General features: G+C 56.4%; 16 protein-coding genes and 1 other RNA gene. 6 read left to right on the top strand and 11 right to left on the bottom strand.

What is annotated here, in order from left to right; translation table 11 throughout:
• Nucleotides 1–16: 16 nt before the first annotated feature.
• From ACFDAU_RS07505 to gyrA, 11 genes are all read right to left on the bottom strand, one after another.
• Entirely contained in the window at nucleotides 17–358 is a 342-nt protein-coding gene (locus tag ACFDAU_RS07505) for a LapA family protein (RefSeq protein WP_413439347.1), read from the bottom strand.
• A 91-nt stretch (nucleotides 359–449) separates the two neighbouring features.
• Nucleotides 450–737, bottom strand: a complete 288-nt coding sequence (locus tag ACFDAU_RS07500) for an integration host factor subunit beta (protein WP_413439346.1) — start codon at nucleotides 735–737, stop codon at nucleotides 450–452.
• Between the two features lie 11 nt (nucleotides 738–748).
• Complete coding sequence (gene rpsA / locus ACFDAU_RS07495) at nucleotides 749–2,470, bottom strand: 30S ribosomal protein S1 (protein ID WP_413439523.1); 1,722 nt, start codon at nucleotides 2,468–2,470, stop codon at nucleotides 749–751.
• A 78-nt stretch (nucleotides 2,471–2,548) separates the two neighbouring features.
• Complete coding sequence (locus tag ACFDAU_RS07490) at nucleotides 2,549–4,504, bottom strand: bifunctional 3-phosphoshikimate 1-carboxyvinyltransferase/cytidylate kinase (protein ID WP_413439345.1); 1,956 nt, start codon at nucleotides 4,502–4,504, stop codon at nucleotides 2,549–2,551.
• A gap of 50 nt (nucleotides 4,505–4,554) precedes the next feature.
• Complete coding sequence (locus ACFDAU_RS07485; protein ID WP_413439344.1) at nucleotides 4,555–5,424, bottom strand: prephenate dehydrogenase; 870 nt, start codon at nucleotides 5,422–5,424, stop codon at nucleotides 4,555–4,557.
• A gap of 108 nt (nucleotides 5,425–5,532) precedes the next feature.
• Nucleotides 5,533–6,549, bottom strand: coding sequence for a 3-deoxy-7-phosphoheptulonate synthase (aroF, locus tag ACFDAU_RS07480; protein ID WP_124703840.1), 1,017 nt, complete (start codon nucleotides 6,547–6,549; stop codon nucleotides 5,533–5,535).
• On the bottom strand, nucleotides 6,546–7,652 hold the full coding sequence (gene hisC / locus ACFDAU_RS07475) for a histidinol-phosphate transaminase (protein ID WP_413439343.1): 1,107 nt from the start codon (nucleotides 7,650–7,652) through the stop codon (nucleotides 6,546–6,548). Before hisC ends, aroF begins: the two co-directional genes overlap by 4 nt.
• A gap of 9 nt (nucleotides 7,653–7,661) precedes the next feature.
• Nucleotides 7,662–8,726 carry a prephenate dehydratase gene (gene pheA, locus ACFDAU_RS07470; RefSeq protein ID WP_413439342.1) on the bottom strand — a complete coding sequence of 355 codons (1,065 nt, stop codon included), beginning with the start codon at nucleotides 8,724–8,726 and terminating at the stop codon, nucleotides 7,662–7,664.
• A 2-nt stretch (nucleotides 8,727–8,728) separates the two neighbouring features.
• A complete protein-coding gene (locus ACFDAU_RS07465; protein ID WP_413439341.1) occupies nucleotides 8,729–9,907 on the bottom strand; it encodes a phosphoglycerate dehydrogenase in 1,179 nt (392 codons plus the stop codon).
• Nucleotides 9,900–10,982 carry a 3-phosphoserine/phosphohydroxythreonine transaminase gene (serC, locus tag ACFDAU_RS07460; protein ID WP_413439340.1) on the bottom strand — a complete coding sequence of 361 codons (1,083 nt, stop codon included), beginning with the start codon at nucleotides 10,980–10,982 and terminating at the stop codon, nucleotides 9,900–9,902. Before serC ends, ACFDAU_RS07465 begins: the two co-directional genes overlap by 8 nt.
• A 40-nt stretch (nucleotides 10,983–11,022) precedes the next feature.
• Nucleotides 11,023–13,581, bottom strand: a complete 2,559-nt coding sequence (gyrA, locus tag ACFDAU_RS07455; RefSeq protein WP_413439339.1) for a DNA gyrase subunit A — start codon at nucleotides 13,579–13,581, stop codon at nucleotides 11,023–11,025.
• A 141-nt stretch (nucleotides 13,582–13,722) separates the two neighbouring features.
• Between gyrA and ACFDAU_RS07450 the strand changes: the two genes are divergently transcribed.
• The 6 genes from ACFDAU_RS07450 to ACFDAU_RS07425 all read left to right on the top strand — a co-directional run bounded on the left by ACFDAU_RS07450 (nucleotide 13,723) and on the right by ACFDAU_RS07425 (nucleotide 22,125).
• Entirely contained in the window at nucleotides 13,723–15,051 is a 1,329-nt protein-coding gene (locus ACFDAU_RS07450) for a TRZ/ATZ family hydrolase (protein WP_413439338.1), read from the top strand.
• Between the two features lie 11 nt (nucleotides 15,052–15,062).
• The gene (ubiG, locus tag ACFDAU_RS07445; protein ID WP_413439337.1) at nucleotides 15,063–15,761 is read left to right on the top strand and encodes a bifunctional 2-polyprenyl-6-hydroxyphenol methylase/3-demethylubiquinol 3-O-methyltransferase UbiG; all 699 of its coding nucleotides are present in this window, start codon (nucleotides 15,063–15,065) and stop codon (nucleotides 15,759–15,761) included.
• Nucleotides 15,754–16,407 carry an HAD-IA family hydrolase gene (locus ACFDAU_RS07440; RefSeq protein WP_413439336.1) on the top strand — a complete coding sequence of 218 codons (654 nt, stop codon included), beginning with the start codon at nucleotides 15,754–15,756 and terminating at the stop codon, nucleotides 16,405–16,407. The genes ubiG and ACFDAU_RS07440 overlap by 8 nt, the downstream gene beginning before the upstream one ends.
• An 80-nt stretch (nucleotides 16,408–16,487) precedes the next feature.
• Nucleotides 16,488–16,852, top strand: a transfer-messenger RNA (tmRNA) gene (gene ssrA / locus ACFDAU_RS07435).
• A gap of 314 nt (nucleotides 16,853–17,166) precedes the next feature.
• The gene (locus ACFDAU_RS07430) at nucleotides 17,167–18,291 is read left to right on the top strand and encodes a hypothetical protein (protein ID WP_413439335.1); all 1,125 of its coding nucleotides are present in this window, start codon (nucleotides 17,167–17,169) and stop codon (nucleotides 18,289–18,291) included.
• Between the two features lie 330 nt (nucleotides 18,292–18,621).
• Nucleotides 18,622–22,125, top strand: coding sequence for a DEAD/DEAH box helicase (locus ACFDAU_RS07425; protein ID WP_413439334.1), 3,504 nt, complete (start codon nucleotides 18,622–18,624; stop codon nucleotides 22,123–22,125).
• Nucleotides 22,126–22,405 lie beyond the last annotated feature (280 nt).

Below are 22,405 nucleotides of genomic sequence, written 5' to 3'. Positions count from 1 at the left end.
CGCTCGATTAATTTGGCTATATTTCATCAGGCAAGACAATTTGTCTGGCCTGGACTTCCTTGCGCAAATGCGTCAGTTCACGGCGTTGGCGAAACAGATATCCCATACATGCAGCGACGCCTACTGCTGCGCCCGCCACAAAAAACATCAATATGATCAGCACCAGGGGGGCCTGCCATTGATAACCGAGATAGTAAGTCAGGGTCACTACATCGCTGTTTTTTACTGCAAACCCAAGCAGCAGAATGAACAAAAAACCCTTCACGAGCCACCCAAAATAACGCATCAATTTCCCCTGCTCATCGGCAATGCCTGATTTTAACCTTTGCATCCCGCTTCGAACATAAAAAAACGGCATGTCTTACGACATGCCGTTTTTTTAAGCCTGCCCCTGAATAATTTAACACCGGCTTAAACCATTCACTGACAAACTCCTTAAGCTACCGAACTCAAACTTCCTTGCAATCCACGCGCTCACGCAACTCTTTTCCCGCTTTAAAGTGAGGCACGTATTTCTCGGGTACCGCTACCTTCTCACCGGTTTTAGGATTACGTCCCAAACGGGGGGGGCGATAGTTCAGGCTAAAGCTGCCAAACCCGCGAATTTCGATCCGCTCGCCTTCCGCCAGGCTTTTGGAAACTGCATCCAGTATGGTCTTGACCGCCAGTTCAGCGTCGGTAACGACCAACTGGGGATAGCGTGCGGCTAGCCGCACAATCAACTCCGACTTGGTCATGAACACGCCTTTCAGGACTCGAGGTTTTTATTATCAAGCTTGGCTTTCAACAGCGCACCCAGACTTGTCGTCCCTGTGCTTGCGGATTGATCACCCGCCAGCTTTTGCAGCGCCTCGGTCTGTTCAACGTTATCCTTGGCTTTGACCGAAAGGTTAATGCTGCGGTTCTTGCGATCAACGTTGATGATCATGGCCTCGACTTCGTCGCCATCCTTGAGGTGGGTGCGGATGTCTTCCACACGATCACGCGACAGCTCGGAGGCACGCAGGTAACCCTCGACTTCATCTGCCAACTGGATCACGGCGCCTTTGGCATCCATGGACTTGACCGTACCTTTGACCATGCTGCCCTTGTCGAAAGCAGACACGTAATTGTTGAACGGGTCACCTTCCATCTGTTTCACGCCCAGCGAAATACGCTCGCGTTCCACGTCGATGGCCAGCACCATGGCTTCCACTTCATCGCCTTTCTTGAAGTTGTGCACGGCTTCTTCGCCAGGCTGGCTCCAGGACAGATCAGAGAGGTGCACCAGACCATCGATGCCGCCTGGCAGGCCAATGAACACGCCGAAGTCGGTAATCGACTTGATCTGGCCGCTCACTTTATCGCCCTTCTTGTGATTCATTTCGAAATCATCCCAAGGATTGGACTTGCACTGTTTCATGCCCAGGGAGATGCGGCGGCGCTCTTCGTCAATCTCAAGCACCATGACTTCCACTTCGTCGCCCAATTGAACCACTTTGGAAGGATGCACATTCTTGTTGGTCCAGTCCATTTCGGACACGTGCACCAGGCCTTCGATACCCGGCTCGATTTCCACGAACGCGCCATAGTCGGTCAGATTGGCCACTTTGCCGAACATGCGGGTGCCGGTGGGGTAGCGACGTGACAGACCACTCCAGGGGTCGTCGCCCAATTGCTTGATGCCCAGGGAAACGCGGTTTTTTTCCTGGTCGAACTTGAGGATCTTGGCTTCTACTTCGTCGCCCACCTGCACCACTTCGGATGGATGCTTGACACGGCGCCATGCCATGTCAGTGATGTGCAACAGGCCGTCGATGCCGCCCAGATCCACGAATGCGCCGTAGTCGGTGATGTTCTTGACCACGCCCTTGACGATGGCGCCTTCCTTGAGGCTGTCCATCAACACCTGGCGATCGGCACCCATGCTCTGTTCCAGCACGGCACGACGCGATACCACCACGTTGTTGCGCTTGCGGTCGAGCTTGATGACCTTGAATTCCATTTCCTTGTTTTCGTACGGCGCGGTGTCCTTGACCGGTCGGATATCCACCAGCGAGCCGGGCAGGAAGGCACGGATGCCGTTCACCATCACAGTCAGACCGCCCTTGACCTTGCCATTCACCATGCCGGTGACGATTTCGCCGTCTTCCATGGATTTCTCCAGGCTGATCCAGGCGGCCAGACGCTTGGCCTTGTCGCGCGACAGCTTGGTCGAACCATAGCCGTCTTCGAGCATTTCAATGGCCACGCTGACGAAATCGCCTATGGCGACTTCCAGTTCACCGTGGTCATCACGGAATTCTTCAGTAGCAATCAGGCTTTCGGATTTCAGCCCGGCATTTACGGTAACGAAATTATCGTCAATCGCCACGACTTCGGCGGTAATGACTTCACCCGCGCGCAATTCCTGGCGCGTCAAACTCTCTTCAAAGAGGGCGGCAAAGCTTTCGAAACTGGGTTCGGTGGTAGAGGAAGAAGCAGTAGACATCATTAAATGTAAAGGCCTAAAAATCCGCGATGAAATGCGGGGTTCATTATTAACAAAGCCCAAACCCGATCATCGGGTTCAGACACCTTGCCCGGACTGCCTGGCCTGGTAGCTAGCCAGCACGCTGGCGACTGCCTGGTCGATGGTCAGGTGCGTGGTTTCCAGCAGGGTGGCATCCGCGCCTTGCTTGAGCGGGGCTATGCTGCGCGCCGCATCCCGTGCGTCGCGCTCACGTAATTCCTCAAGCAAGTTTGTAAGATTAGCACTGAATCCTTTTTCCATCAACTGCTTATAGCGACGTTGTGCGCGTTCTTCGGCGCTGGCGGTGAGAAAAATTTTAACCGCAGCATCGGGGAACACCACCGAGCCCATATCGCGTCCGTCGGTTACCAGCCCAGGCGCCTGACGGAAGGCACGCTGGCGTTCCAGCAAGGCGCTGCGCACCGCAGGGAGTGCCGCCACTTTGGATGCGCCATTCCCGATTATTTCCGTGCGCAATTCATCGCTCACCCGCTCGTCGTCCAGCCAGATTTCATTCCCTTCGAAACGCACGTTCAGATTACGCGCGAGCTGCGCCAATGCGGCCTCATCATCCAGCGCAATCGCGTGCTTTTGTGCAGCCAGTGCAGTAAGCCGGTATAACGCCCCACTGTCCAGATAATGGAAACCCAGCGCCTGCGCGACCAGGGCTGCGACCGTGCCCTTACCGGAAGCTGACGGCCCATCAATCGCTATAACCGGGATGTCTGCGCGCCGGGTGATGCTTGCAAACGCATCGAAATATCCCGGGTATGTCTTGTTCACGCATTTCGGGTCGTTAATGCGCATTGCCACGCCGCCCAGTGTCACTAACGAAAAACACATCGCCATGCGGTGATCGTCGTAGGTATCAATGGTTGCGGGTTGCAACTGCACGGGTGGCGTCACGCGCAGGTAATCTGCACCTTCCTCGACAACGGCCCCGACCTTGCGCAACTCCGTTGCCATGGCGTAAATGCGGTCGGTTTCCTTCACCCGCCAGCTGCCAATATTGCGCAGCGTGGTAGGCCCCTGCGCAAACAAGGCGACCACAGCGATGGTCATGGCGGCATCGGGGATATGATTGAAATCTGCGTCGATGCCATGCAGACGCCCCCGAGAAGATGCTTCCACCCAGTTCTCGCCCATCGTAATGTCTGCGCCCATCTGCTGCAGCGCCTCGGCAAAACGAATGTCACCCTGAATGCTGGCGCTGCCTACGCCCTCCACCCGAACCGGACCGCCGCCGATGGCACCCGCGGCGAGGAAATACGACGCCGAAGAGGCGTCGCCTTCCACATAAATCGTGCCGGGGCTGCGATAAGCCTGGCCCGCAGGCACCGTGAAGGCTTGCCAGCCGTCACGTTGGACTTCCACACCGTAGCGACGCATCAGGTTCAGCGTAATCTCGATGTAGGGTCGGGAAATCAGTTCGCCGATAACACGGATGGTGATGGATTTCCCGGTAAGGGGTGCCGCCAGCAACAGTCCGGTCAAGAACTGGCTGGACACATTGCCGCGCACCGCCACTTCGTGCGTTTCCGTCAAGTGCGCGGGTGCAATTTTCAGCGGCGGGAAACCCGCGTTGCCCAGGTATTCGATCCGCGCGCCAAGCTGGCGCAAGGCATCAACCAGATCGCCGATCGGCCGCTCGTGCATGCGCGCAACACCACTCAAGGTGTAATCTCCTCCGGAGAGCGCCAAGGCTGCGGTCAGCGAGCGGAACGCGGTGCCGGCATTGCCCAGCGACAACTCGGCCTGCTTGACCGGAAACGCCCCGCCCACACCCTGTACGACATAGTCCTGCGTATCGCCCTGGCGGGTCCAGTTCACCCCCAGCCGGGCAAGTGCGTCCAGCATCACGCGGGTATCGTCGGAATCCAGCAGGCTTTTGACTTCCGTGGTGCCCTGCGCCAGCGCGGATAACAGCAGAATGCGGTTGGAAATGCTTTTGGAGCCCGGTAGCTGAATGCTGCCGCGGGCACGAATCAGTGGAGAGAGGTCGAGAAATTCCATTATCAGTTCATGTGGACAATGCTTGGGTAAGGCAATACAAACGGGCCCGATTATTCCTCGGACCAGCGCACACGTGCCGTTTGCGCACGCTTGAAAGTCGCTTCCAATGCTGCTGCATCTTCTGCTGTCAAAGCTATCCGCATCTGTTCCAGGCTGGCCTGATACTGCTCAATTTCATTTAATAACGCCTGCCGGTTCGCCAGCGCAATATCGCGCCACATTTCCGGGCTGCTGCCGGCAATACGAGTAAAGTCGCGAAAGCCGCTGGCGGCGAAACTGAACAGGGTGTCGGCATTGTCACGACGGGCGATCATGTCCACCAGCGTGTAGGCCAGCAGGTGCGGCAAATGGCTGACCGTGGCGAAGATGGCATCATGCTGGGTGGCGGGCATTTCGCTGATCTTGGCGCCGCAGGCCTGCCAGAGCGCGCGCACTTTTTCCAGCGCAGCCTTGTTCCATTGCGGCAAGGGCGTGAGGATGACATTCCTGCCTTGATACAAGTCAGCGCGGGCGGCTGCGGCTCCGCAGGTTTCCGCCCCGGCGATGGGATGGCCGGGTACGCAATTGGGCAGGTGCGCGGCGAGGTGCTGTTGCATCAGCGCAGCCACATCCTGTTTGGTACTGCCCGCGTCAGTAACTATCGTTTCCGCACCCAGATGCGGTGCGATTTCCAGCATCAGCACAGCCATTTGACCAACTGGCACCGCGAGCAGCACAACATCCGCGTCTTGCACTGCGTCTGCGGCAGTAGTGGCGATACGATCAATGATACCCAGCTTGAGTGCTGCATCCAGGTTGGCGCGGCTGCGCCCTACACCAACCACCTCACCCACTGCAGCAGCCTGTTTCAACGCCAGCGCAACCGAGCCGCCGATCAGGCCGACACCGAATATGGCGAGCTTGTGGATGTGCGCGGTCATTTTCTACGTTGTGTAAAAAGGCCTTTTAGCCACGGAAGGTACGGAGAACACCGAGTTTCCTTTGTGATTCTTTCTCGGTGTTCTCTGTGCCCTCCGTGGCAAATGCATTTAGATATCCCGTCCCAGCACCTGGGCAATACCCTTCAACTCGATCATCAGGCTCTTCAGTTCATCGGGGTTCAGCGCCTGATCGGCATCGCACCAGGCTTCGCAGGGTTTGGGGTGCATTTCCACCAGCAGGCCATCGGCGCCCGCAGCAATGGCTGCGCGCGACAGTGCAGGCACCATCCACGCCTTGCCGCCCGCATGGGAGGGATCAACGATCACCGGTAGGTGAGTTTCTTTTTTCAGCACCGGAATGGCGGTCACATCGAGCATGTTGCGATAGTAGGTCTCGAAACTGCGCACGCCGCGCTCGCAGAAGATGATGTTATGGTTGCCGCCGGCGGCGATGTATTCCGCTGCCATCAGCCATTCTGACACCGTTGCGGACATCCCGCGTTTGAGGATGACCGGCTTGTTGGTGTGGCCCACTTCTTTCAGCAAATCGAAATTCTGCATATTGCGCGTGCCGATCTGGATCACGTCCACATCCCATTCCAGAAACGTATCGAGCATGCGCACGTCCATCAGTTCGGTCACGATGGGCAGGCCTTGCGCATCGGCGGCCTTGCGGAACATTTCCAGACCTTCCACGCCCTTGCCCTGGAAACTGTAGGGGCTGGTGCGCGGCTTGAAAGCGCCGCCGCGCATCAGGCGACAGCCGGCTGCCTTGACGAATTTTGCCGACTCGTCCATCTGTTGCTGGGTTTCCACCGAACATGGGCCGCCGATGACCTGGATGGTATTGCCGCCCAGCTTGATACCCTTGATGTCGATGACGCTATTTTCCTTGTGCCACTCGCGCGCCACGATCTTGTAGGGTTTGACGATATGCATGGATTGCTCCACGCCGGGCAGCGCGTCTATCAGTTCCTGATCGATGCTGCGTTCGTCGCCGATGGCGCCGATAATCGTGCGCTCGACACCGCGCGAAATATTGGCATCGCAACCGTACTCCTTGATTTTTTTTACCACCCCGTCAATCTGGGATTCCGTTGCCTCTGGGCTCATTACGACGATCATGCTTGCTCCTTAAGAGCGCTTTCCAGCGCCTGCAAAAATTGAGTATTCTCTGCGGCCAGACCAATGCTGACGCGCAGGTATTCGGGCATGGCGTAATTGCCGATGGGACGCACAATCACGCCTTTTTCCAGCAAACGTCGATACATGGCCGTGGCATTGCCGATGCGGATGGCGAGGAAATTGCCAAACGACGGAATGTAGTCCAGCCCCATCAGCAACAAGCCCTGGATCATCTGACGCATGCCGAGCTGATTCAGCGCGTAACTGCGTGCGATGAAATCGTTGTCGTCGAGTGCGGCAGCCGCCGCAACCAGCGCCAGGCTGTTGACATTGAACGGCTGGCGCACGCGGTTCATCATGTCCGCCACCATGCGGCTGGTGAGCGCGTAACCCACGCGCAAGCCGGCCAGGCCGTAGGCTTTGGAGAAGGTGCGGCTCACCACCAGATTCGGAAAGCGCTGCAGCCAGACCAGTGCATCGGATTGTTTGTCCTGCGGCAAATACTCGCCATAGGCTTCGTCCAGCACAACGATCACATTTTCCGGTACGCGTTGCAGAAAAGCCAGCAAATCCGCATTGGATAGCCAGGTGCCTGTGGGGTTGTTGGGGTTGGCGATGAACACCACGCGCGTGTCGGCGCGCAAGGCGTCGAGCATGGCATCGAGATCATGGCCGAAATCATGCGCCGCAGTTTCTATGCTCTCTGCACCCGCCGCCTGGGTGGCGAGCGCATAGATGGCGAATGCATGTCGAGAAAATATCGCCGAGGTGCCGGGTGCCAGGAATGCTCTTGCCACCAGTTCCAGTATATCGTTGGAACCATTACCCAATACGATCTGCTCGGCGGGAACGCCAAACCTGCGCGTAAGCGCGGCCTTCAAATCATAACCGCTGCCGTCCGGGTAGAGCGCAATATTGGCCAGCGCGTTTTCAATCGCGACGAGGGCCTTGGGGCTGGGGCCGAGCGGATTTTCGTTGGACGCCAATTTCACGATATCGTGCTCGGCCAGACCCAGTTCACGTGCCACTTCGGCAATCGGCCTGCCAGGCTGATACGGCGCAATGGCGCGCACGTATTGCGGGGAAAGATCACACAGATTCATTATTACAACCTACAGAACGCCTACCGGGTAGGCTCCAAGAATTTTCAGAAACGCGGCTTTATCCTGCAATTCTGCCAGTGCGGCAGCAACTTGCGGTTCATCGCGGTGACCTTCGAGGTCAATAAAAAACACATATTCCCACAAGCCGGAGCGTGCCGGGCGCGACTCGAATTTGGTCATCGATACGCCGTGGCGCGCAAGTGGCTGCAACAGCTCCACCACCGCGCCAGGCCGATTGTGCGCAGACATCAGCAGCGAGGTCTTGTCCTGACCGGAAGGCGTTGCATCATGCTTGCCGATGACCAGAAAGCGCGTGGTGTTATTGGGTTCATCCTCAATGTTTTCCACCAGCCGATGTAAATCATACAGTTCGGCTGCAGCATCACCGGCAATGGCCAGCGCTGCAGGGTCGGCTGCTGCCAGACGCGCCGCCTCGGCATTGCTCGCCACGGGTACGCACGGCACCTTGGCGAGATTGCTGTTGAGCCACTCATGGCACTGCGCCAGCGATTGGCTGTGCGAATACAGCACCGCAACATCGTCCAGACCGGGTACTTTGCGCAGCAGGTGCTGATGGATGCGTAACGCCACTTCGCCACAGATCTTCAACGGGGTATCCTGCAATAAATCCAGGGTACGGTTGATGGCGCCTTCGGTGGAATTTTCCACCGGCACGACGCCGTAGTCCGCATTGCCCGAAGCCACGTCGCGAAACACTTCGTCTATGGATGCGCAGGGCATGGGGACGGCAGCATGGCCAAAGTGCTTCTGTGCGGCAGCCTGGCTGAACGTACCCAATGGCCCCAGAAATGCAACCGATAGCGGTTTTTCCAGCGCCAGACAGGCCGACATGATTTCGCGAAACAGGCGCGCTGCCGTTTCATCCGCCAACGGTCCGGGGTTGAGTTCCTTGATGCGGCGCAGCACCTGGGCCTCGCGCTCGGGACGATACACCGTGCCGTTTTTCAGACGGCCGATGGTTTGGGCGTGGGCGGCGCGCTGGTTGATGAGCTTGAGAATTTCAACGTCCAGCGCGTCGATTGCAGCGCGTAATTGTTGTAAATCTTCAGCCATGGTTACGCTGCAGGCAAATAGCGCACGGCCAGCACGCCAGCGATGGCACACAATTCTTTTACAACCGAATCGGGGACGTTGCTGTCCACGTCCACCAGGGTGTAAGCCATTTCACCTCTGGATTTGTTGACCATGGTGTGGATATTGAGCCCGGCATTCGCCATCGCGGTGGAAATCTGGCCCAGCATGTTGGGTACATTGGCGTTGGCGATGGCCACGCGGTAGGCCGATTCACGCGGCATGTCCACGTTGGGGAAATTGACGGCGTTGAGGATATTGCCGTTTTCCAGATAATCGGTCAGTTGTTCAGCCACCATGACCGCGCAGTTCTCCTCGGCCTCGCCGGTCGAGGCGCCCAGGTGCGGCAGGCACACCACGCCAGGCTGGTTCTGCAATGCATTGGCAGGAAAATCATTGAGGTAAGCGCGCAGTTGTCCGGATTTCAGGCCGGCCAGCGCGGCGCCATTGTCCACAATACCTTCGCGGGCGAAGTTGAGCAGTATCGTGCCCGGCTGCATCAGGGCGATGCGCTCGGCATTGATCAGGTTACGCGTGGCATCCAGCAGCGGAACATGCAATGTAATAAAGTCGGCGGCTTTCACTACCTCTTCCACGCTGTTGGCTTTTTTGACCTGGGCAGGCAAACGCCAGGCAGCTTCAACGGTGATTGCCGGATCAAAACCGATGACTTTCATGCCGAGCTTGATGGCGGCATCGGCCACCAGGGAGCCAATCGCCCCCAGTCCGATCACGCCGAGGGTGCGGCCCGGCAACTCGGTTCCGGCAAAAGCTTTCTTGCCCGCCTCGGTCGCCTTGTGCATTTCTTCGTCGCTGCCGCTGAGCGTTTCCACAAACCGGATTGCCGGAATCAGATTGCGCGCACCCATCAGCATGCCCGCGATGACCAGCTCCTTGACCGCATTCGCATTTGCACCCGGCGCATTGAATACCGGCACGCCGCGCTCGGACATTTTTTTGACCGGGATGTTATTGGTACCTGCACCCGCACGGCCAATCGCCAGCACCGAAGCAGGGATCTCCATCTCGTGCATATTGGCGGAGCGCACCAGAATCGCATCGGGTTGCACCACATCGCTGCCCACAATATAGCTTGCGGGCAGGCGTGCAAGTCCCTGTTTGGAAATGGCGTTCAGTATCTGGACTTGAAAAGCTTTAGCCATTTTTCTGTTCGAAAGCCTTCATGTAGTTGACCAGTGCAGCCACGCCTTCGATCGGCATGGCGTTGTAAATGGAGGCGCGCATGCCGCCCACCGAGCGATGACCTTTTAATTGCAGCAGCCCATGCTCTTTGGCGCCCTTGAGAAAGGCCTCGTCCAGTGCGGCGTCTTTCAGCGTGAATGGAATATTCATGCGCGAACGGTTGTCGCGCGCCACCGGGCTGGCGTAGAAATCGGTCGCATCCAGATAACCGTAGAGCAAATCGGCTTTGGCAATATTGCGTTTTTCCATCTCGGCCAGGCCGCCTTCACGCTTCAGCAGCTGGAACACCAGCCCGGCGATATACATCGCGTAAGTCGGCGGCGTGTTGTACATGGAGTCGTTGTCGACATGCGTCTTGTAGTCGAACATGGTCGGCGTTCCCGCCACGGTCTGACCGATCAGGTCGTCGCGCACAATGACGATGGTCAATCCGGCCGGTCCGATGTTTTTCTGCGCACCCGCGTAAATCAGGCCAAATTGGCTCACATCGATGGGGCGCGACAATATGGTGGACGACATATCCGCCACCAGCGGCACATTGCCGGTTTTCGGTGTCCAGAAAATTTCCACGCCGCCAATGGTTTCATTCGGCGTGTAATGCACAAAGGCCGCATTCGGATCGAGCTTCCACGCATCCTGTGCAGGCGCGTAGTTGAAGTTCTTGTCTTCGCTGCTCGCCACCACATTGACAGAACCGTAACGCTTGGCTTCCTTGATGGCTTTTTTCGACCATTCGCCGGTGTTGAGATAATCCATCGCGGCTTTACCACGCAGCAGGTTCATCGGCACCATGGCGAATTGCGAAGACGCGCCACCCTGCAGGAACAGCACCTTGTAGTTGGCCGGAATGCCCATCAACTCGCGCAAGTCGGCTTCCATCTGGGCGGCAATGCCCATGAATTCCTTGCCGCGATGGCTCATTTCCATCACCGACATACCGCTGCCGTGCCAATCCACCAATTCGTCCCGGGCTTGTTCAAGTACCGCTTTCGGCAACACGGCAGGACCCGCGCTGAAGTTATAAATATGGTTCATTATCAATACCTTAAAATTTGTTGTTAATTTTTAAGATTAATTACTCTGCTTCCTCTTCTTCGCGTTCCAGTACACGCTGCACACCAATAAGCTTTTGCTTGTCGTCGAGATTGATCAATGTAACGCCCTGAGTCGCGCGCCCCATCTCACGCATTTCATTGACGCGGGTACGGATCAGCACGCCCCCGTCGGTAATCAGCATGATTTCATCGTCCGGTTCGACCAGCGTGGCAGCAACCATACGGCCGTTGCGTGGCGTCGTCTGGATCGCGATCATGCCTTGCGTACCGCGGCCATGACGGGTGTATTCCGCAATATTGGTGCGTTTGCCATAACCGTTTTCGGTAGCGGTCAGTACCGACTGCTGCTCGTTTTCGGCTACCAGCAAGGAAATGACCTTCTGCCCTGGCGCAAGTTTCATTCCGCGCACCCCGCGTGCGCCGCGCCCCATCACGCGCACATCGTTCTCGTCAAAGCGCACCGCCTTGCCGCCATCCGAGAACAGCATGACATCATGATTGCCTTCAGTGAGGGCAACGCCAACCAGGTAATCACCCTCGTCCAGCCCTACCGCGATGATGCCGGCGCGACGCGGATTGGAGAAATCGGACAGCGCGGTCTTCTTGACGACGCCGCGGGCAGTGGCCATGAATACAAAGCGGTTATCCGTGAATTCCCGTACCGGCAGGATGGCATTGATGTTCTCGCCTTCCGACAGCGACAACAGATTGACGATAGGCTTGCCGCGCGAGATGCGGCTGCCCTGCGGCACTTCGTAAACCTTGACCCAATACACCTTGCCAAAATCGGAGAAGCACAGAATGTAGTCATGGCTGTTGGCAATGAACAGGCGCTCGATGAAATCGTCTTCCTTGGTCGGCGCAGCCTGCTTGCCGCGCCCGCCGCGTTTTTGTGCACTGTAGTCATCCAGCGGCTGCGATTTCATATAGCCGCCGTGCGACAGCGTGACCACCATGTCTTGCGGCGTGATCAGGTCTTCCACGCTCAAGTCCTGCGCGTAGACAACGATCTCGGAGCGACGCTTGTCGCCGAACTGCTGCTTCACCAGACCGATTTCCTCGACGATGATGGCGGTAATGCGCTCGGGTCGGGCGAGAATATCGAGCAGGTCGGCGATTTTGGTAACCACCTCTTTGTATTCGGTGAGTATCTTGTCCTGCTCCAGCCCGGTCAGGCGTTGCAGGCGCAATTCGAGAATTGCTTGCGCTTGCGCGTCGGACAGCCGGTAGCCGTCTTTCGAGAAACCGAACTCGATCGCCAGCCCCTCGGGGCGGAAGGCATTGGCGTCGGCCACTGCGCGCGACAGCATTTCCTCGACCAGCTGCGAACGCCAGGTTTTGCCCATCAGGCCTTCCTTGGCGACCGCCGGCGTAGGCGCAGCCTTGATCAAGGCAATGATCTCGTCCACATTGGAAAGTGCTACCGCCAGACCTTCCAGGATATGGCCGCGTTCGCGTGCTTTTTTCAGCTCGAATACGGTACGCCGTGTAACCACCTCGCGGCGATGGCGCAGAAAGGCCACCAGCATCTGCTTCAGGTTCAACAGGCGCGGCTGGTTGTCCACCAGCGCCACCATGTTCATGCCGAAACTGTCCTGCATCTGCGTGTGCTTGTACAGATTGTTCAACACCACTTCGGGCACTTCGCCGCGCTTCAGCTCGATCACCACGCGCATGCCGGATTTGTCCGACTCGTCGCGCAGATCGGAGATGCCCTCCATCTTCTTTTCGCGCACCAACTCGCCGATCTTGATCAGCAGGTTGGCCTTATTCACCTGATAGGGCAGCTCGTCGATGATGATGGAGTGGCGATTGGCGCCCTTGTCCAGATCTTCGAAATGGGTGCGCGCGCGGATCACCACGCGGCCGCGTCCGGTGCGGTAGCCTTCGCGCACGCCAACCAGTCCGTAAATGATGCCGGCAGTTGGGAAATCAGGCGCCTTGATGATATCGATCAGTGCTTCGATATCGGTTTCCGGATTCTCCAGCAAGGTGAGGCAGGCATCGCACACATCGGTCAGATTGTGCGGCGGGATGTTGGTCGCCATGCCTACTGCGATACCGGACGAACCGTTGATCAGCAGATTGGGTATCTTGGCCGGCAGAATCAGCGGCTCGTGTTCGGAACCGTCATAGTTCGGGCCGAAATTGACCGTTTCCTTGTCGAGATCGGCGAGCAGTTCATGGGCGATCCTGGACATGCGGATTTCGGTGTAACGCATGGCCGCCGCGTTATCGCCGTCCACCGAGCCGAAGTTGCCCTGGCCGTCGACCAGCGGATAACGCAGGGAAAAGTCCTGCGCCATGCGCACGATGGTGTCGTACACAGCGGTATCGCCGTGCGGGTGGTATTTACCGATGACGTCGCCGACGATACGCGCCGACTTCTTGTAGGCCTTGTTCCAGTCGTTGGACAACTCGTGCATGGCAAACAGCACGCGGCGGTGTACCGGTTTCAGGCCGTCACGCACATCGGGCAGGGCACGCCCCACAATCACGCTCATTGCGTAATCAAGATAGGAGCGGCGCATTTCCTCTTCGAGGCTGACGGGAAGCGTTTCTTTAGCGAAAGATTCCATTGATCGGTCTGGTTTTTATAGGAGAAAGGAAACCCCGCGATTCTAGCATGCGCAGCGCACCCGGCAAAATTGGCGCTCGCCATCCTTGTCAGGCGGCAGACCTGCCTTTATAGTGCGGCCAACCCGCCCAATTACTGAATCATGCCCGAAACCCCCGCTCATCCTGTCGAAACTCTTATCGAAGCCCGCTGGGTCATCCCGGTCGAACCGTCAGACGCAGTCCTCACCGATCACAGCGTGGCGGTGGATGGCGGCCGCATTGTCGCCATTCTGCCCACGGAAGAAGCGCGCCGCCGTTTTGTGGCGCAGCGCTACTACCGGCTCGCCGACCATGCGTTGATCCCGGGCCTGATCAACCTGCACACGCATGCGGCGATGACGCTGTTGCGCGGCTACTCCGACGACCTGCCGCTGATGGAATGGCTGAAAGGCCACATCTGGCCTGCAGAAAACCGCCATATGTCGCCCGATTTCGTGCGCGACGGCGCGCGCATCGCCTGCGCCGAAATGCTGCGCGGCGGCACCACCTGTTTCAACGATATGTACTTTTTCCCGGAAGCGGTGGCGGAGGCGGCGCTGGACGCGGGAATGCGCGCCGCTATCGGGCTGATCGTGATCGACTTCCCCACCGCTTATGCGGGCGATTCCGACGACTACCTCAACAAAGGCTTCGCCCTGCGCGACCGCCTGCGCGATGAGTCCTTGCTGTCGTTTACCCTCGCTCCGCACGCGCCGTATACCGTGGGCGATAAAACCTTCGAAAAGATCGCCACCTTCGCCAGCCAGCTGGACTTGCCGGTGCACGTCCATCTGCACGAAACCGAGGACGAGATCCATCAGAGCCTGGCACAGCACAATCTGCGCCCGCTGGCACGGCTGCAAAATCTCGGCCTGCTCGGTCCCGGGCTGATCACGGTGCATGGCGTACATTTGACGCCGGATGAACAGGCACTGCTGGCGGAACAAGGCTGCCACGTGGCGCATTGCCCGGCTTCCAACCTCAAGCTCGCCAGCGGATTTGCGCCGATCGCGACGCTGGCCGGGCATGGCGTCAACATCGGTATCGGTACCGACGGCGCGGCCAGCAACAACAAACTCGATCTATTCAGCGAGATGCGTCTGGCCGCCCTGCTCGCCAAAGGCGTGAGCGGTGATGCCGCTGCCCTGCCCGCTCATACCGCGCTGCAAATGGCCACACTGAACGGCGCACGCGCCCTGGGACTGGACGACCGCATCGGCTCGCTCGCACCCGGCAAACTGGCTGATATCGTAGCGGTGGATTTATCAGGTATTGAGACCCAACCCTGCTTCGATCCGATCTCCGCCCTGGTTTATGCCGCTGGGCGCGAGCAGGTCAGCCATGTCTGGGTAAATGGCGAGTTGCGCCTCGACAACCGCCAGCTCACCAGCCTGGACGAACGGGAACTTAAGTTGACTGCCAACGTCTGGCAATCACGGATCACGCACTGAAAGAGAACAACATGAGCAACGCCGACCAACTGGAACTCGACAAATTCAGCGCACTCGCCCACAAATGGTGGGATCCCAACAGCGAATTCAAGCCCTTGCATGAAATCAACCCGCTCCGTCTGGACTATATTGACCACCTGACCAGCCTGGATGGCAAAACCGTTCTCGACGTAGGCTGCGGCGGCGGCATTCTGGCCGAGAGCATGACCGGACGCGGCGCCGCCGTCACCGGCATCGATCTGGCGGAAAAATCGCTCAAAGTCGCCAAACTGCATTTGCTCGAGTCCGGTGCCAGTGTCGATTATCAATGCATCGCGGTAGAGACGCTGGCGGCGCAACACCCGGCCAGTTTCGATGTGGTCACCTGCATGGAAATGCTCGAACACGTACCCAATCCGGAATCCGTGGTGCGTGCCTGTGCCGAGCTGGTCAAACCGGGCGGTTGGGTGTTTTTCTCCACCCTGAACCGCAACCCGAAAAGCTACCTGTTCGCCATCATTGGCGCGGAATACGTGCTCAATTTGCTGCCGCGCGGCACCCACGATTACGCCCGCTTCATCAAGCCATCCGAACTGTCGCGCTATGCACGCAGCGCCGGGCTGGCCGTGAACGACCTCATCGGCATGACCTACAACCCGCTGACCAAAGTCTACAAGCTGGAACACGATACCGCCGTGAACTACACCATCGCCTGCCGCCGCCATGGTTAATGCTGTCCTGTTCGACCTCGACGGTACGCTGGTGGACACCGCGCCCGACCTCGGCTATGCGCTCAACCAGCAGCGCCAGATGCACGGCTTGCCGGAAATGCCGCTGGAACTGATCCGTCCCTACGCCTCGCACGGCACCGTCGGCTTGCTGCAAATCGGCTTTGCCATCAGCCCCGATCATCCGGCATTTCAGGATCTGCGCGCCGAATATCTGGAACTCTACGAGCAAAATCTCAACCTGTTCAGCACCCTGTTCCCCGGCATGATGGAACTCCTCGACGAGCTGGAAATGCGCGGCCTGCCGTGGGGCATCGTCACCAACAAACCTGCGCGCTTCACCGACCCGCTGCTGGCGCAAATGGGGCTGGATGACCGCGCCGCCACCATCATCAGCGGCGACACCTGCGCCCACCCCAAGCCGCACCCCGAGCCCATGCTGGCCGCCTGCCGCGAGATCGGTGTGCTGCCCCACACCTGCGTCTACATCGGTGACGCCGAACGCGATGTCGAAGCCGCCCATGCCTGCGGCATGCCCGCACTGATCGCCGAATACGGCTACATCGGCCCGCAAGACAACCCGTTGGAATGGGGCGCAGACGGCTTCATCCGGTCGCCCACCGCGCTGCTCGAATATCTGGGCTACTGATTGGTGTACAATTCACCCCGTTGGGACTTGAACTTTTCTGTGATGGCTCCATCTACCCAACAGTAGTAAAGCAGTAATCTGGGGGCGACCTGGCTTCGACGTGGGTTGCAAAGCAGAGCAGGGCATACCGAGGACGGACTACCTCGTAAATACAATCCGATCGTTTATAACTGCAAACGACGAAACTTACGCTCTGGCCGCTTAATTGCGCCAGACCCTACACCAGCTAGCATACGAGTTGGGCCAGGCAACTGGCAGTAGGGTAATCTCAGTATGATCGCCTTGTTCAGGGTTGCTTTGGACAAGGTTAAAACCAAGGCAACTCGCTGGCTTCCAGCCTGTTCGGTGGGCGTGAAGCAGGTTAAAACCAAATTACCGGACTAAGTATGTAGAACTGTCTGTAGAGTGCTTGCGGACGGGGGTTCGATCCCCCCCGCCTCCACCAATATTTATGCCCAACTGTGTATGCAGTTGGGCATTTTTCTTGAACTCCCACGTGTTTGCGAGGGTTCACGCGGATTCCTGCGGACTTCAATGTTTGGCCGGGGCACTTGAAAATGGATGTTTTTACTTTCTCCAGGCCATTTTTCTCTCCGACCCCGCCATCCTGAAGTGGCTGAAGTCCGCAAGGTCCACTTTTAATATGGTTATAGATCATCGAGTTACTGGCGGGCAAATCAAGCGGTTTGTTTTTAGCATCGGCAGGCGAAGGAAACCGCCCCGATTCAGCGAGTAGAGAATGCAGTGGAATCAATCGATATGGAAGATTCAAAGAAGTCGCTTGTGCCTCAATTCACACAGATCACGATGCGAGTGAGTGTTCCTCGGGACCAGGTCGAAACATTCACTGCCACTATGCGGCAATGGATGCTGAGAGTACCCACCGTCTACTTTCTGGACATTTGTGCGATCGGGCACATCATGACCTACCTTACGACCAAGAGCTTCAAGGACGAGCATCACAAGGAGTCAATCCGGGCACTTCAATATCTCGACCTTTCACATAACAGCGTGTCCTACCTCCCAGCCCTGATGGAGAAGGCCAGCGACCAACGTAGCAAGTTTTCTACCGAGGAGTTCATCGTCGAGGCACGACGCGACTGGGATGCCATGGGCACCTTCTTCAAGAACGCGCGTGCCTTTGAGCCTTGGGACTTCGTCGACGCGTACGCGACCGAGCTTTTCGGAGCCCACCCTGAGCAGTCGACGTCAGAGTATCTAGCGTTCCTTCAGTTCGCGAACGACCAAGGCCTGCACAACAAAACTGCCGCAGGGAAACGCCTCAAGATTGCTAAAGTGCTTTGCACCAAAGCACAAGAGCTGGGGATCAGTACGAGTCACCCGGTGGTGCTGGTGCCGATCGCATGCGTGTATGGGTGCGAGGACGCCCAGCTGGTGATGAAATTCGCAGGGAAGCCGGGGAACTTCAATCCCGGCAATGCTCTTGGTGATATTCAATCGATCTCTCGTGTCGCTGGAATGATGACCAGCTTCATCCAACGAGCCGGCGCGAGCGGTGGACCGTTCAAGAACGGTAAATTCAAGACCGCAGATTCTCCGCTTCACAACATGTTGCGCTATTTCACCGTGCAATCTGTGAGCACAACGGAAATGTCGGACGGGGCAGCTCACAAATTTACGGTGTCCGTCGACGCCCCGAGTCTTTACCCAGATCTCTTTGGGGCTGATCGTGAGCTTAAGGACGAAAAAAGCAGAGCAGAATTGGACAAGCTTTACGAGTTGCTGGGCGCAGAATTTTTCGAGTGTTCTTCTTCCCGCCAGCGCCTCGACCCAGTTGCTACCCATGGCACTTCGCTCGATCAAACGGATACCAAAAAACAGGGAGATACCAAGAGTGCAAATCACGACAAAGTCGGCAACTGAAGCTTTATTCAAACTAGCCAAACGTGCGCCTTTCAACATAGCTCCAGAGAAGGCTGATGCGCTGGCGTCCGAGATTTTTGGAAGGGGTAAATGGTCGATCGCTTCGAGCGAGACTGAGGCCAACTTCTACGCGGTACCTGGTGATTGCGCTATTTATCTTTCTTACGCCGGATTGGCGAGCCTGTGGTGTTTGGCCTATTCGGCATTTCATCTGATAGACATCGCGTCTCGACGTCAGCGAAATCAAAATCCGACCTTTCAGGGCGATGGATTGAACATGAATAACGCATCCACGTCTTTAAAGTGTCAACAATGAAATCAAAATCTAAGATGAGCAGCACATCATTTTCTCGTTGCACCAATATTCTGAGGTTTTGGCACAAGATCGAATTCTTCATTCCATTCGACCTGCAGCGACAAGTCTTGGAGGCCAAAGATGCTGAAACGAGTGTGCGGACGTTTTCCAAGGATCAATTGGATGCGGTTGATGTCAAAGCCTTTTGGTTGGTTACTCCACCAGTAGGAAGAAAATTGACTGGCTTCGAGGTTTTTTTTGGAGTTTTTGACAAGGTTGAACTAACTGAAGTCACACGACGTGTGGTCCGTGAAACTCTGACGCCTGAAGAAGAGTTCGAGCAGGAACAGCGTGGTGAACTTGAAGGTTTGACTTGCTTCGCACGCGTTAAGGTGAGTGCTCAGGGGGAGCCACATCTCGACGAGGTGTCCGTCTCTACAGCGCCTTGGGCCCTTGGGTGCATACAAAAAAATGGGCTTTCGGGGTTAGATTTCGACGTATTTCAAGCAGACATCAAGACGCTCAAAGAGTCTTTGAATAATTTCCGGACTTGTCGAATCTCTAAAGTGTCGTCTGACCATTCCACTCAAAGCCAAACCGGCGATGGTGCGCAGTCGCCCGTCTCGCTGCCATTGACCGGTGCAGATCTGTCTGAGCTTCTCAAGATTTTCTATGGCTGGGCAAGCTATTTGCCAGAATCGAGTCGCTCTAATTCTCCGGTACTTGTTATCCGCGCAAAAAGTGCCGAGGACAAAAAGAAGGAAATAACCGAGAAGGCGATGAATAAATCGCCAAAGGACAGTGCAGTTGCGACAGAAGATGAGGATGATGAAGCTGCGATAGAAGACAGTGAAATTGATATTCTGAATAGTTTCTATGCCCAGGACATTGCCCGTGCTATTGAGTCTTTACAACGTGGGGAGGCCTGCCCTGCACTTGAGGCTTATCTGACTCCGGCAGCCGATTCTGATCGTGTTGATCTCTACCAATCGGCAGGGAGACAAAAAATTGCGCATGAGTTGCGGCCTGACCGCCTCATTGCCGGTCACTGGCTTGATCGACCGAATCATGCAATGAGCTTGATGCAACAGTTCGCCATTAATAGCGCCTTTGAAAACTTAAAAACGTCGGGTGTATTTTCAGTCAACGGGCCGCCTGGCACAGGCAAAACAACACTATTGCGTGACATCTTTGCTGAGAACATCGTACGGCGCGCTAGGGCATTGGCAAAATACAAGTTGTCTGGGGACGCTTTTTTGCCAGATGCAGTCAAGGTCAAGTTCGCTGGGGGCGATAAGCCATGCGTAGTCGCTCAATTACGGGATGACCTCACCGGCTTTGAAATGGTTGTGGCCTCGTCCAACAATGCAGCTGTTGAAAATATATCGCGGGATATCCCAAAGTCGAAATCTCTGGGCAAACCGGCCCTGTCAGGCGAGAAAGCGTGGCGAGACGAGCATGGCAAAGCGAAGGCAAACTACCTTCAACAAATAGCCCACAACATTGCTGCTCGAAATAGCAAGGGCGAATATGACAAACTTGCCATCGACGACGAGCCTTGGGGACTGATTTCTTGCGCACTGGGGAAAAAGTCGAATCGAACGGCATTTGTCGATCGAATCAGCTTTGCTGGTGCAAAGCCGTCGGAGAAAGCACCAAGGGGGTTCGATCCAAAGCAACATCATTCGCTATGGACCTGGCGCGATGGGTACAAGGGCCTCGATTACAACGGGGCACGACTGGCATTTTTGAATGCTGACAATGCTGTCAAGGTATTAATTGAAAATATGGGGCGTTTTGCTAAGTTGCAAGAAGACTTGCGGGGGCACACCCTTGCCTCTTATACGCTGGCCGCAGCTAAAAACTTACAGGCTGCGCAGCAGGCTCGGGAAGCTGCCCAAATTGATTTCAAGGCAGCTGACGAAGAGTGGAAGCTTTGCAATACCCAGCTAGAGTTACTCAGTTCCGAGGAGCAGCTCCTTGAGAAGGAGCGCCCGGGATGGTGGGCGCGTTTAATGAAAAATCCCGCCTACAAGGAATACGGGGGCAAGTTGGAAGCTAATCGTCGCGACCAAGGGGTGTGGTTGCGACGGAAGTATGAAATTGATGAGCCTCGACGAGCCAAACAAAAATCAGAAGAGCGCTCAACTGCAGCAGTTAGCCTAGCAACTAAGGAATTGGAAAGTCGAAGAGCAGACTGGACAGCCAAACAGAATATCCTCAATCAGTTTTTCAAGGATTTCCCGCAAGCTGCCTGTCCGACGGATTTGAACCATCTTGAACAAGAGCGTTGGCAAATTGATGGGATTTGGCGACACGAAACGCTTAACGAGAAGCGGTCCGAACTTTTTGTGGCTGCGCTTCAGCTCCAGGAGTCTTGGCTTGCGGAGGTCCTCAAAAAAGGCGGCCGATTCGGTGGCAACATCGTAGCCCTCTGCCAATTGTTGTCTGGCAAGCGTCCGCAAGAGGCACCACATGCGCTGACAATCTGGCAAAGCTTGTTCATGGTGGTGCCGGTGGTTTCAACTACCTTCGCTTCCTTTGCGAGCCAATTCCGCGACCTGGGTCCCAATGCTCTTGGCTGGCTATTTATCGATGAGGCTGGTCAGGCTGTGCCCCAGGCTGCTGTTGGCGCCTTGTGGAGAGCCAAGCGTGCCGTTGTGGTTGGTGATCCCTTACAGATTGAACCCGTTTTTACGGTGCCTATAAAGTTGATCGAAGCGCTGTCCGCATCTTCAGCGTTACCGTCTGATATGGACGTCGCGCCTCATCATGTCTCGGTACAGAATCTGGCAGATGCCGCCAATCCCCTGGGTGCTTGGATCGGTTCTGGTGAGGGCAAACAATGGATAGGTAGCCCATTGAGGGTACATCGGCGCTGTGTGGAGCCTATGTTTTCCATCGCCAACGAAATCGCCTATCAGGGGAAGATGATCTTCTTTGACCCCAATGATCCCAAAAAACGCCACCCGCCGGCAGATAGTTTCGATTTGGGATCCAGTGCCTGGGTTCATTCACCGGGAGCTACTCATAGCAAGCAAGCCGTGCAGGCGCAAATTGACCTTGTTCATAAAGCTCTGGCCGCACTTTACCAGCGGACCGGGGCATTGCCGCCTATCTACATCATCTCTCCTTTCAAGCGAATCAAGGATGAGTTGATCAGTCGAATCTCCAAACCTGAGAACTGGACACACCTGATATCAGCGGGTGAAGTCTTACCTAAAAAACACGCGCTGCAGGAATGGACGAAAGCGCGGATTGGTACGGTTCATACATTTCAGGGTAAAGAAGAGAGCATCGTTTGGATGGTGCTTGGTTGCGATGAACGAACACAAGGGGCTGCCGCTTGGGCTGCGGCAAAGCCGAACTTGCTAAACGTCGCACTTACGCGCGCGCAGCATAGGTTTTTCATGATCGGTGACGCCGCGTTGTGGGGTGGGTTGCGTCATTTCACGGCTGCACACCGTGAGACATTGCCTCGCATTTCGCAAGAAGATTTCTTGAAAAGGATGATGCATCAGCCATCCATGGCGCTTTGATCCGAAAACAATTGAAGTACTGGGGGTAGATTGATGGAAGCAATGTAGGAAGTTGCGCAACAGCCCCAACGGGATCCATCAACCCTGTGCCTTACGACCAAGGCCGACGAGCGTTTCGGGAGCGGTTTCTCACAGCCTGATCGAAGTTCTGGTGAGTCGATGCGGACGCGGGTTCAATTCCGTAAATGGGAATCGAATTCGCCGTTGATCGCCGGGCACAGGATGAGGTCAGTGGCAGCAGGGTTTGCTACCATTCACGGAAGTAACGGGTAGGTTTCGC

The sequence above is a fragment of the Sulfuriferula sp. GW1 genome (assembly GCF_047300855.1).
Classification (GTDB): Bacteria; Pseudomonadota; Gammaproteobacteria; order Burkholderiales; family Sulfuriferulaceae; genus Sulfuriferula.
This window is presented reverse-complemented; position numbering and strand designations above follow the sequence as displayed.